The sequence below is a fragment of the Zymomonas mobilis genome (genome assembly GCF_006715975.1).
GTDB classification, from domain to species: Bacteria; Pseudomonadota; Alphaproteobacteria; order Sphingomonadales; family Sphingomonadaceae; genus Zymomonas; species Zymomonas mobilis_B.
On record NZ_VFOF01000006.1, the window covers coordinates 1 to 12,680 of the forward strand.

General features: G+C 45.0%; 11 protein-coding genes. 4 read left to right on the forward strand and 7 right to left on the reverse strand.

Annotated features, from left to right (window positions below; genetic code table 11):
• The first annotated feature begins 139 nt into the window (after positions 1-139).
• The 4 genes from FBY58_RS09005 to FBY58_RS09020 all read left to right on the forward strand — a co-directional run bounded on the left by FBY58_RS09005 (position 140) and on the right by FBY58_RS09020 (position 7,384).
• Positions 140-1,369, forward strand: a complete 1,230-nt coding sequence (locus tag FBY58_RS09005; protein WP_141920718.1) for an exonuclease SbcCD subunit D C-terminal domain-containing protein — start codon at positions 140-142, stop codon at positions 1,367-1,369.
• Positions 1,370-1,380: 11 nt separating this feature from the next.
• Positions 1,381-4,629, forward strand: coding sequence for an AAA family ATPase (locus tag FBY58_RS09010; protein WP_141920719.1), 3,249 nt, complete (start codon positions 1,381-1,383; stop codon positions 4,627-4,629).
• A gap of 512 nt (positions 4,630-5,141) precedes the next feature.
• Entirely contained in the window at positions 5,142-6,431 is a 1,290-nt protein-coding gene (locus FBY58_RS09015; RefSeq protein ID WP_221624827.1) for an Eco57I restriction-modification methylase domain-containing protein, read from the forward strand.
• Complete coding sequence (locus tag FBY58_RS09020) at positions 6,428-7,384, forward strand: BsuBI/PstI family type II restriction endonuclease (protein WP_141920721.1); 957 nt, start codon at positions 6,428-6,430, stop codon at positions 7,382-7,384. Before FBY58_RS09015 ends, FBY58_RS09020 begins: the two co-directional genes overlap by 4 nt.
• Positions 7,385-7,680: 296 nt before the next feature.
• Here the strand turns inward: FBY58_RS09020 and FBY58_RS09025 are convergent, their stop codons facing one another.
• From FBY58_RS09025 to FBY58_RS09055, 7 genes are all read right to left on the reverse strand, one after another.
• Positions 7,681-8,127 (reverse strand): IS5 family transposase, encoded by a 447-nt coding sequence (locus tag FBY58_RS09025; RefSeq protein WP_260432194.1) that lies wholly within the window; start codon positions 8,125-8,127, stop codon positions 7,681-7,683.
• Between the two features lie 509 nt (positions 8,128-8,636).
• Complete coding sequence (locus tag FBY58_RS09030) at positions 8,637-9,215, reverse strand: TIGR02391 family protein (protein ID WP_141920722.1); 579 nt, start codon at positions 9,213-9,215, stop codon at positions 8,637-8,639.
• A 267-nt stretch (positions 9,216-9,482) separates the two neighbouring features.
• Positions 9,483-9,704, reverse strand: coding sequence for a hypothetical protein (locus FBY58_RS09035; protein WP_141920723.1), 222 nt, complete (start codon positions 9,702-9,704; stop codon positions 9,483-9,485).
• A gap of 86 nt (positions 9,705-9,790) precedes the next feature.
• Positions 9,791-10,123 carry a hypothetical protein gene (locus tag FBY58_RS09040; protein ID WP_141920724.1) on the reverse strand — a complete coding sequence of 111 codons (333 nt, stop codon included), beginning with the start codon at positions 10,121-10,123 and terminating at the stop codon, positions 9,791-9,793.
• Positions 10,124-10,260: 137 nt separating this feature from the next.
• Complete coding sequence (locus FBY58_RS09045; RefSeq protein ID WP_141920725.1) at positions 10,261-10,686, reverse strand: type II toxin-antitoxin system HicB family antitoxin; 426 nt, start codon at positions 10,684-10,686, stop codon at positions 10,261-10,263.
• A 9-nt stretch (positions 10,687-10,695) separates the two neighbouring features.
• On the reverse strand, positions 10,696-10,893 hold the full coding sequence (locus FBY58_RS09050; protein WP_185738207.1) for a type II toxin-antitoxin system HicA family toxin: 198 nt from the start codon (positions 10,891-10,893) through the stop codon (positions 10,696-10,698).
• 194 nt (positions 10,894-11,087) lie between these two features.
• On the reverse strand, positions 11,088-12,671 hold the full coding sequence (locus FBY58_RS09055; protein ID WP_141920726.1) for a helix-turn-helix domain-containing protein: 1,584 nt from the start codon (positions 12,669-12,671) through the stop codon (positions 11,088-11,090).
• Between the last annotated feature and the right edge of the window lie 9 nt (positions 12,672-12,680).

Sequence of the window (12,680 nt, forward strand, 5' to 3'; positions counted from 1 at the left end):
CTCATGCTGGACAGATATCTGACCCAGAACACGATCCATCAATTCTAACTGAAGCAAAGCCGATACTAAATGACCTACTTTGCTTAATTCAAAAAGAGGATGAACGTCACTTTGCGCAGATGAAGACGTTAGTTACTGAATGAGAGTCCTTCATACATCCGACTGGCATATTGGGCGCCTTCTTTACGGCAAGAAACGCTATGAAGAGTTTGAGGGTTTTCTGACTTGGCTGGCTAAGACGATTCAGTTGAATGGAATTGATGTGCTACTGGTGGCAGGTGATGTTTTTGACACCAGCACTCCAAGCAATCGCGCCCAAGAACTCTATTACCGATTCCTGTGTCGGGTGGCATCCTCATCATGTCGACATGTTGTCATCATCGCGGGTAACCACGACTCTCCCTCATTTCTTAATGCCCCTAAGGAGCTGCTCAAAGCTCTTGATATCCATATAGTCGGCAGTAGCTCGGAATGCATGGAAAACGAAGTTCTGGTACTGCGTAATGAGCAGGACATACCAGAATTGATTGTCTGCGCTGTACCCTATCTTCGCGACAGAGATATCCGTGTGGCAGAAGCAGGTGAAAGTATCGAGGATAAGGAGCGTAAGCTGATTGATAGTATTCGTAACCATTATGCCGCAGTCGCCACTTTAGCAGAACAGAAACGTGAAGAACTCCATGCCAATATTCCAATCATTGGCATGGGACATTTGTTTACCGCTGGAGGACAAACTGTCGACGGCGATGGTGTACGCGAACTCTATGTAGGTTCCTTGACTCATGTGACAGCGGGAATTTTCTCTGCAAGTTTTGATTATATGGCACTTGGGCATCTTCACGTTCCGCAAAAGGTGAATGGTTCCGAAACCATACGGTATAGTGGTTCTCCATTACCTATGGGATTTGGAGAGGCAAAACAGCAGAAGAGCGTTTGCCAAATTGATTTCCACAATAAGGCCGCATCTATACAATTAATCGACGTGCCAGTGTTTCAAAAACTTGAGCGCATCAAGGGAGACTGGAACGGCATTTCAAACCGCATCCTTGAATTGTCGGCAACAACTCCCCAAGGCTGGCTTGAAGTTATTTATAACGGCAGTGAAGTTATTGGTGACCTTCGTGAGCGCTTGGATTCTGCAATCTCTGGAACCCAGATAGAGATTCTCCGGATAAAGAATAACCGCATCATTGACCACATGCTGGGGCAAATCCACAAAGAGGAAACACTTGATGATCTAGATATGGACGATGTATTCAAACGCTGTCTTGATGTTCATAAGATACCTGAAGAGCAGCGGCTTGAGCTTTTTCGATCCTATCATGAAACGATCTTATCTTTATATGAAAACGATACACAAACGGAATAGATAGACTCTCGATGAGAATACTGCAGGTAAGCTTCAAAAATCTGAACTCTCTGGTCGGCGAGTGGCAAATCGACCTGACACATCCGGCTTTCGCGTCTGACGGCATCTTCGCCATCACTGGTCCCACCGGGGCAGGGAAGACTACGATCCTTGATGCTATTTGTCTCGCTCTTTATGGAAGGACTCCGCGCCTGAGCAAGGTCACAAAAAGCGGAAACGAAATCATGTCCCGCCAGACTGGTGAGTGTTTTGCCGAGGTAACCTTCGAAACCCAGTCTGGACGTTACTTTTGTCATTGGAGTCAGCGTCGGGCACGCGCAAAGCCAGATGGTGAACTCCAGACTCCGAAACACGAAATTTCCGATGCAGCCTCCGGTAAAATCATTGAATCCAAAATCAGAGGTGTAGCCGAACAGATCGAGGAAGTCACTGGCATGGATTTTGACCGTTTCACCCGGTCCATGTTGCTGGCTCAGGGCGACTTTGCTACATTTCTTCAGGCTTCACCGGATGACAGATCTCCGATCTTAGAACAGATAACGGGTACAGAAATTTACAGTCAGATATCTACCCGTGTCCATGAACGACAACGTGATGAGAAGGTAAAACTGAACCTGATCCAGGCTGAAACTGCTGGCATCGTCTTTCTTGACCAGGATCAGGAACAAAAGATTAAGCAGACACTAGAGACAGAACTAAAAGAAGAAAAAAATCTTATTGCCAAATTCACTGATACTGGAAAGGCCATTGAATGGCTCACTACCATCAATGAGCTGAAGAATGACATTGCCAGTCTGGCCGCTGAAGAGAGCCAGATTCAGGCTGCTATCAAGGCATTTAAGCTGGATCAAGAAAAGCTAGATCGAGCTTTACGTGCAGCCTCACTGGACGGTACGTACGCAACACTTACTGCCATCCGCAAACAGATAGCAGAGGATAAAGCATGCTTAAAAGCTGAGGAAAAGCATCTTTGTCGACTGGAAGCATCTACCAAGGAACAAACAAAAGCACTACAAGCGGCTGAGCAGCAAACTGCTCGGTTAAAAGAAGCGCAAAAAATGGCCGCGCCGATATTGCAGAAAGTTCGATTCCTTGACCAGAAACTTACAGATCAGAAAAAAACTGTTTCTGAAAGTAATGAAGAATGTAAAAAGGATGCAGCAAAAATTGAGACAAACAGAAAAGCTCTGTTAGAAGAACAGAAAAAACGATCCAGGGCTTCTGAGATACAAAATCTTGTAGATGACTATCTTAAAAAGCATTCAAATGATGAATGGCTGATTAGCGGTCTAGCTGGAATTGAAGAACAGCTTCAGGGCCTACAATCCAAACAACAAGTAATTTCCCAAAAAGAGTCCGATCAAGAGACGTCCATGATGGCTATGGATTCAGCAACAGAGTCATTCAACGACTGTCAAAAACAATCGGAGAGTCGGAAGCAGGAATTGAAGGAGATTTCAAAACAGCTTCAGCAAGACAATGATGCTTTGAAGCAGTTGCTGGGAGATCGCTTGTTACGAGAATACCGCACCGAAAAAGAAACTCTACTGCGTGAGATGACCTTCTTAACAAAAATTACCGAGCTTGAGGATATCCGAGCAAAACTAGAAGACGGTAAACCTTGCCCTCTTTGCGGCGCAACCGAACACCCATTCGCGGAAGGGAATATCCCCGTTCCCGATAAAGTCGAACAAAAGATTGACCTCCTGAGCAATCTGATCAGTAAAGCCGAGCATCAGGAAATTTCTATCCAGAAACTTGAAAAAGCAGAAAGTCTGGCTCGGGAAAATTTGACGAATGCTGAAAAGCTAGAATTAACAGCGGATAATAACAAAAAGGCCACCGATAAGATCTTCACCGAGATGAAAGACAGTCTGGTGAAGCTTCGTGCTGATTTTACCAAATGCAGGCAGGCTATTACTGTCAAACTCCAGCCACTTGGTATTTCGGACATCCCTGAAACGGGCATTTCATCACTAGTTGAATCACTCAGAGCGCAGCGGAATGCTTGGCAAACACAGGTCAAGGAAAAGGCCGATATCGAGAAACAAATTGCTAATATTGATAGCGACCTGAGAAGTTTGGGGTCGGTGATTGAAACACAAAGCACGATCCTATCCAAAAAGCTAGAGTGCCTAGATTCTTTAAAAAAAGAACTCGTTTCTGCAAATAATGAACGTAAGGATCTGTACGGTGACAAGAATCCAGATATTGAGGAAGAGTGTTTAAATAAAACGATTTCTGACGCAGAAAGTGCCGAAAAGCAGGTAAGAGGACAACACAATGAGCTTCAACAAAAATGGAATATAGCGAAGGCTAATGTTGAATCTCTGGAGGCACGTATCGAGAAAAAAGATCCAGAACTCGAAAAATATGAAAAAGTATTTTGTACAGCACTCGATCATATGAAATTTTCGAATGAAGAACAGCTTTTGGCGGCCGCATTATCCTCTGAAGATCTAGCGAATTTGCAGGCTATGGCGAGAGATATAGAGGTACGCCGAACGGATCTAAAAGCCAGACAAAAAGATCGGGAAACTCGTCTGATTACAGAAATGGCTATAAGAACTACCGATAATTCTCTGGAAGTACTTGAGTCGCAGTTCAGGGAACAAGAGAAATCCTTAGAAAATCTGCGGAATATCATTGCAGACCTTAAGCATAGTCTAAGTGAGAACATGGCCGCAAAGGAGCGGATAAAGGAAAAGCAGACCGCTATTGAATCCCAGAAAAAAGAATACTGCAGATGGGTAAACCTGCATGAATTGATCGGCTCCGCAGATGGAAAGAAATATCGTAACTTTGCTCAAGGGCTAACCTTTGAGATTATGGTTGGTAACGCCAACCAGCAATTGCAAAAAATGACTGATCGCTATTTGCTGACCCTAGATGAGGCAAAACCTCTGGAGCTAAACGTACTCGACAGCTATCAGGCGGGGGAGATCCGCTCCACAAAAAATCTTTCTGGTGGAGAGAGCTTTATCATCAGCCTATCCTTAGCGCTGGGGCTATCTTATATGGCCAGCAAAAATGTTCGGGTAGATTCGCTATTCCTTGATGAAGGTTTCGGAACTCTAGATGAAGATGCTCTCGACACTTCCCTAGAAACTCTTGCCAGTCTGCAGCAGGATGGTAAGATGATTGGTATCATTTCACACGTACCAGCATTGAAGGAACGGATTAGCACGCAGATTCAGGTAATACCACAAACCGGTGGCAGAAGCCAGATATTTGGACCAGGATGTGCTATATCTAAATAGAAAATTTATCTATTTCTTCATTTATCTTCTTGTTTGGAGACAGCACTTAATTTGACATTAGGGGAAATCTGAAAAGGCCTCAGTTTCACTCGATCACTAAGGTTCAAAACTCTTAAGATGTCTGTCAATTTGTAATATCTTGGTGCCATACAGAAAACAAATCATAGGGCAACTCGTGTTTCGACAGATAGGTCATACCTAGACCTTCAGCATGATCTAAAAAGAAGCTTTTAGCATTAAGAATGCTCACCAAGGTTGCAGGCTGTTACGGTATATGCTCCATACACTATATATTAAACACATCGGTGTTTTTGCGTTAGTGAGGACTGTAAATGCTCCAACAACTAGAGATAGTAGACATTGTGCGCCGGGAAGTCGCTCCACGTATAGAGCGAAAAAGGAAGTCTAAGTTCGGCCAATTTATGACGCCTTCGAGCGTAGCGAGCTTTATGGCATCCCTGTTTCCACCTAGCACTTTGCAAACTTGCCGTCTGCTAGATGCAGGCGCGGGGATGGGCGCACTTTCATGCGCTTTTCTAGATCGCTGGGCAACAGGTGGCTTTGACTTTGAGTCTGTTGAGGTGACAGCCTATGAGGTTGACGATGTCTTACGAGGGTACCTCGAACAACACCTGACCAAATATAGTCGAGTGAAATCTCATATCATCGCAGGCGATTACATCAAGATGGCGACCGCCGATGGTTTACAGAATCGAGGATATACTCATACAATTATTAATCCGCCCTATAAGAAAATTAATAGCCGTTCCGCTCACCGACTGGCTCTGCGTAGTGTTGGTATCGAGACGGTAAATCTATATTCTGCTTTCGTTGCACTGGTCGTAGGCGAGACCGTGCGTGGCGGTCAAATCGTTACCATTATCCCGAGGAGTTTCTGCAACGGCCCTTACTACCGTCCTTTCCGTAATTTTATTCTGGAGCGTACAGCTATACGTCATATCCACCTGTTTGATGCTAGGAATAAGGCATTCAAGGATGATGAAGTGCTCCAGGAAAATATCATTATTTGCTTAGAACGAGGTGGAAAGCCAGGGCCGGTTACGGTTACAACATCAACAGACGATACCTTTTCCGACTTGGACACCTATAAACATCCATTTGATCAAATAATATTCCCAGATGATCCTGAGCAGTTCATTCATGTACCAACCACAACCAAGAAAAGTATTATAGAGCTCTCGCCTGCTATTTGCTACTCGCTAGCTGACATTGGCGTGAAGGTATCGACCGGCCCTGTTGTCGATTTTCGGCTAAAAAAGCATCTGCGCAACATGCCTGAACCCGGTACTGTGCCTCTAATTTACCCAGGACACCTGAAGATAACCGGCACAGTTTGGCCTATACCAAGTTTAAAGAAGCCGAATGCGATTATGCGCAACGATGAGACAGAAAGGTGGCTTTACCCAAACGGATTTTATTGTGTGGTACGCCGTTTTTCAACGAAAGAAGAAAATCGACGTGTAATGGCAAGCTTCATTGATCCAGTTGCCTTTGGCAGCTATTTGGCGCTAGGTTTTGAAAATCACATAAACCTGTTTCACGAGGATAAGCACGGATTACCGGAGGCACTGGCTCGTGGTCTGACTGTATTCCTCAATACTACCGCAGTGGATAAGTATTTTAGAAGTTTCAACGGTCATACACAAGTCAATGCCAATGATCTCAAGCGAATAAAGTATCCAAGCCGTTATACCCTAATTCAGCTTGGAGAGTGGGCTATAAAGCAGAAAATTCTTACACAAGACCTGATCGACAGCAAGCTGGATACAATAACCAAATGAAAAATAAAAACGATTATATCGAGGCCGCACAACAAATTATCATTTCCTTAGGGATGCCGAAAGCACAGCAAAACGAACGAACGGCGCTTTGCTTGTTGGCATTACTAAACTTAACGCCAGGTAAGTTATGGAGTGAAGTAAAAAACCCTTTGATGGGTATCACTCCCATCATGGATTGGATACGGAAGCACTATGACAAAGACTATGCGCCAAATACTCGTGAGACAATCCGCCGACAATCTATACACCAGTTTTGTGATAGTGGAATGGTTCTTTATAATCCAGATGATCCAGCTCGACCAGTTAACAGTCCCAAGGCAGTTTATCAGATTGAGCCTTTAACGTTATCTTTAATCCAAACCTTCGATACACCTGATTGGCATAACAACCTGATCAACTATCTGACCGGCTGTGAAACACTGATTGCTAAATATGCCAAGGAACGGCAGCAGAACCGTATCCCAGTTGAAATTGCTCCAGGAAATAAAATTACTCTTAGCCCCGGTGAACATAGCGAGCTGATCCAATCCATCATCGAGGAATTCGCCCCACGTTTCGCACCAGGTAGTGTACTTATATATGTCGGCGACACGGCTGATAAATGGGGCTATTTCGATGCGACTTCTATAGAGAATTTAGGCATCAATGTAGACTCACACGGAAAAATGCCTGACGTTGTGTTGCACTATACTGCAAAAAACTGGTTGCTTCTGGTTGAATCTGTCACCAGCCACGGGCCGGTCGATGGTAAGCGTCATTCCGAACTGGCCAAGCTGTTTGCCGGATCAACTGCTGGCCTAGTATATGTCACCGCTTTCCCCAACAGAGCTATCATGGGGCGTTACCTTGGAGAAATTGCGTGGGAAACTGAAGTGTGGGTAGCTGATGCACCATCACACCTTATCCATTTCAATGGAGTGCGTTTTCTAGGGCCATATCCGATTGAGGATTAAGGGATCTCCTCTAAGGAAGGATTTCTCAGAGGAGCATTAGTATTAAGAGTATCGGTGGTATACAAAAATTTAAGATCCACGATACAATGATAGAAGGACATAGCTTTTCACTCTTTCAGCGAAACTAGATATTTAGGAACGTCTATTACGTTTGGTTCAAGTTCAACAAAATATTTCTTAATGGGACAAAGATCGGGGCGCAGCACAAGACAGCAGAATCTTTGCATGTGGGCTAATGGCTTCGATCAAAGGGATCCATATCGACTGGGTTTCATCCATCGATACTCGCGTTAGCACTAAAATATGCGGATGCTAGCGCGAAAGCTAGAGGGCGACCTTGACCATCGGAACGGGCGTGGATCTTGCTCGTAAAGCCTCTCCGCGGCTTCGACCAAAGCCTTCCTTATACGTCCCCCTTTTGCGCCAGCCGCTTGGCTGTGGGCGCGAATAATCGTACTATCTATCATATGTTGCCAGTCATCTGTCAGGCCAAGGTCAACCATGGTTTCAAGAAGAGCGTCCCAGACACCCTGTTCCGCCCACCTACGAAACCGAACATAGACCGAATTCCATTTCCCATAACGTTCATGCATATCTCGCCACGGGCAGCCTGTTCGAAGCACATAAAGCATACCATTGAGAAATAACCGATTACTTTTGGCGGGGCGTGCGCAGCGGCCTCGTTCGCTTGGAAGAAGACCCTCTATTATCTCCCACTCCGCGTCCGTCAGATCTCCTCGCATCCTATCTGCCCTACAAAACTTGTTCTCAATTTATCTCTAAAAATCTTAAATTATATTCTTTGTCAACAAAACCTAGATAGCTCAATCGCATCTACTAAACTCTTGGATAACTCAATTATATATTTTGGATCATATTCTTTTGTCATTACTTTTATTGGCTTTGTTTAAAATACAATGAACTTATTGGGGAAATATTTCATAACAAGCTCATAGTGTCAAACTTGATTTTATTTGATGCTCATTACTCATAATTCCTTACTACTTCAGAAGGCAAAAAGTTCAAAATGTGGCTTTAAAAACCCTCCTGACTGTCTATTCTGCGAAGCCATAACAATGCTCATCGTATATCAGAGATGAGGGCGTAAACAGTCATTAGATCAAACCTTACTTTTTTGCGCTGTAGGGGGGCAAGGGGGAATGTTTCCCCCGTTGACCCCCTTGTCCATTTTAAAATCTGTCCCTTTTGGGGGGGGAACCGAATGTCCGGTCTGGATTTTTCAACTTAAGAATCAAACGTCTTCAGAGCCCTCTGCTGATACCGACTGCACGGAGTGTTCTTGCGCTATTGCGGTCTTACGCACGTCAACTATCCTTAGAAGGTGTGAGGCGATCATCAATATTTCTATCGCCTCTTCTGGGCTATCAATAGAAAAATCCCTATGTGCAGTGGGGTTTCTATAAGAACTGTATGTTCCTGCAAATAACTGCAATCTACCGCTTTGCTCCGCAGTATTTACTTCCTTATCCGTCAAAGGGCCACAATCCGGTTTGTTATCTTTTTGTGGAGCAAATGCAGAAGATATTAGTTTTACTCCATCTCTATCCTCAAGTCCCGAAGCGCTGCGGACTTCGATTTCTACAGCTTTCATTGCCTGAAGTATGGCAGAATCATATTCGCCACGTTCAAAAGCTCTCCACGATCTGCTAGCAATTTCATCGTGGAGGAGAGACTTAGAGAACCTGCGGGCTATCATATAGCTTGTCACGTGGGCTTCTTCAGAAAAGCTCTCTGCAAGGCGGGAAAGTGCGCGGCAATCGGGGGACTTTACTCCTTTCGGTGGAAATCCTTGCACTAGAAAAAGATTCACTTCTAGCCACGCCCATGCTTCAGCAAACGCCCGAAAATAGACTTGGCGCTTATGATCAGCCTACGCTGGGTCTCTGGCTAGAAATTTTTCGAAATTAACTCGAAAGGATTTGAAATTAAGATCATAATCATGACGTTCGCGCAAAGTCGCCTTTATAGAGAAAAGTACCTTTATCGCAAGTTCTTCAGTGGTCATTTGCGATGCAATTTCTGCATCGAAATCATATGGCTCAATGTTCATAGTCATATTTAGTTTCCCGCTCTTTGATCATCCGATGATATCTTCATCCGCGACCATAAGCATCCTGCCCTGATCCTCAGTCATGCCTAGGATACAAGATGTCCGCTCACGAGTTCGCACACAATACATATCTACGTCATGAATGAGGCGTAAGCGGTCATTAAATGAAATCTTATTTTTCTGCTCTTTAGGGGGCAGTATTCCCCCTTGCCAACTGCGCCATGCACCCTTTGGGTAGCCATGGAGCACTGCTGGCTCCTCTTAAAGATAACCTATTGAGATGCCTGATTTCCGAACTTTCTTTTCATGCAAACAAGACGGTCAGAATGAACCTTTCAGAATGGCATGATACACTCGGGCGGATAGGTCAGGGCTTCAATAACCTGCTTCAGATTGGCGACTTCAATTCCGCTCGTATAGTTCATCGTGCCCTGTGATTTGTGGGACGCTTCATTCCCAAGCACAGTATCAATCCAGAGTTTTCTAATGTGCGCTTCCTGATTTCTGAGCTTGGTGAAAACGGTATGACGGAAGGAATGGAATGTTATCGCGTCTGGAAGACCAAGGCGTTTTTTGTGCTTTGAGAAAGAATGGGCAAAGTTATCGCCTCGTTCACCTGAGGCTGAAACAGTCAGATCAGGAAAGAGGTGGTTTCCGGCCAGAGGCAAGGACTGGACAATTCCGGCCGGAATTATCAGGAAAAAGTAAACGGAAAACTTTGACGACAAAAAAGAGCGCCGAATAATCGGCGCTCTTGGTTTTACGACATACCCTATAAAATATATGATATTTGCATTACTACTTGTTAGATCATAACAGCTGAATGATGATCTGTTTGTTTTTGAGCTTTTAAGGTCAAAGAAGCGATCATGCCAGAGCGGGTTTCCCCAGCCTTTTTGGCCAAGAGATCAAGACGTTCGAGAACTCTTTCCGGTAAAGTAATGTTTACCCGCTTTACCCTATCACTCAACAAAGCTGGATCTATATTGATAAAACCGAAAGACCATCCTTTATAATCAGGGTCTTTATATAAATCTGAGATAGAACTAGGTTCAGGAATATCTTGACCGCTATCTAATGTGGCATCAATCCAAGCAGATGCGGCTTCTTCAGCATTGGCAATAGCTTCATCCATCGTATCACCAGCCGAGAAGCAACCGGGTAAATCCGGTACGACAATACCAAAAGCCGTAGATTTTGTATCTGGCTCTATAGCAACGGGATAACGCATAAACTTCTCCTATAATCCGGCTTGCTTATGGATAGCCCGAACAAGCCCAACACCAATTTCCTTTTTAGGATGAGGTATCGTGATATGATGAGAGTAATGAGGATGTCTGAAAACGTGATGAGAACCACGTGTTCGGTCGAGTATCCATCCTGCTTTTTCAACTTCTTTGATCAAATCACGACTTTTCATGTTATGTATAATACACATTCATAGATCTGATGTAATCGCTATAATTTGGTTTTTAAAGATTAGCCTTTTATTCCATTATCGATAATGCGGATTATTAGGAATAAGATAGCCCTACCGAAAGGCAAATTTCTTTCTCGCCGCGCCTGTGAGCGAAGCGAACAGCACCGGAGGGATAAACAGACGGTGATCTGTCAGAATGACAGCTGACAGGGTCATGGGCGCATCTGTCTGGTTTTAACGAGGAGGTCGGCGATATCTTTCGGTGAAAGGGGCATCATGCGCTGTTCTCTCCGTTTTTTCTTGTGTTGAAGGACAGCCGCTACCTGATCAGGCCGGAGGTTCAGGGTATTGAGTTCTTTTGTGAAGCGATCAGGTTTAGGTTTGTTTTCTAAAACAACGCCTGTTGAGCCTGCGTTAGCAGGAGCGAGACAGTCCATATTCTCTTCTGTCGTTTTAGATTTTTGATCGTCGGTATTAGATAAATAATTATAACAGGATAGAGTATAAGAATTGAACTCGCGTTGATTGTCCGAAATTTGGGGCTTTTTTGAGGTATCCTCCTTAGATGTTTGGGAAGGTGTTTTAACCTCGTCCTGATCGGCCTGTGCTGCCTTCTTAGCCCGTTCTTCTTGTTCCCGTTGGTCTGCCCGCTCGATAGATTTCGCAAGCTGTATCAATGAATCTGTGAGCGCATTAGGCGCTTTTGCCCCCGATATTTCTTTCATGAATTCAACAGGGGGAAGATTTTCAATTATGGCTTTGGTTTCGGCTTTGTCCGCCTCTTGGGCGTGGTCGATATCGTCAGGAACAGGCACATTCCTCCGGCGCATGACGCGCTCGAAAACCTGTCTGGCCAACTCTGGCCAAGCCTTGGGAGACAAGAAGCCGTAGGCGTTACTGGTCTGCTTACGGCGGGGGCCTTTGCCGTCCGCCTTGATCTTGATTGACCGGCGTATCCAGCGGATGAAGCCTAAATCCTGTAGCTGTCGTAGTAATTTGACGACCGTCGCACGGGCGTAGCCGACACTATCGCAAATAGTATCAAGGGTCGGTTCCAGACGGCCAGTTTTGAAATCGACCATCCGAAACAGCATTTTTAGAAGACGAACAGCCTTATCGCTTAAGCCCTTAGTTTTGATCGAATATTGATCGACCGCTTCCAGATAGGCACCAATCTCTTGCGGATTGACCGGCTTCCAGACTGACTTCTCGCGTTCGCCAACCTCATAAGAATCCCGATGCACAGGATCAGGAGTCCGACGGCGGATTTTATAGCGGGTGGCTCGTTCGAGAGGGTCTTTGCGTCTGGTCTCAGCCGTTTTACGGGCGATATCGGCAGCGGTTTCAGGATCACACCCGCTAGACACCATCTGATCAAAATATTCGATTTCGTCGAACGCTTCTGATGCGGGGGCTGTAACCTCAAGATTGGTATTTGAGGCCGGAATTTCGGGGGCGACGCTATTGGCCAGTGGCATTGATTTAGAGAATATGCGGTCTATTTTATGCTGTTCTGCGGCCTGATCCGCCATGATCTTTGCGCTGTCATATGGCATGCCGGTTTCTATCAACATTATTCGATAGGTGCCGCGCTTGAAACGGCCTAGCCTGTCGATAAAAGGACTGGTTGTGGGCGTCATTTGTTCAAAAGACGCAGAGACAGGCTCTAAAGAAAAGGCAGAGGCATCCGAGTGGGTCGCTGAAGAGGAAGAGTCAGAAGAGGACAAGTCGGCATTAAGTGAAGGAGACATAGGAGATGACGCCACGAAATGAGATGATGAAGAAGAGGCGGTCATTGTGCGGGC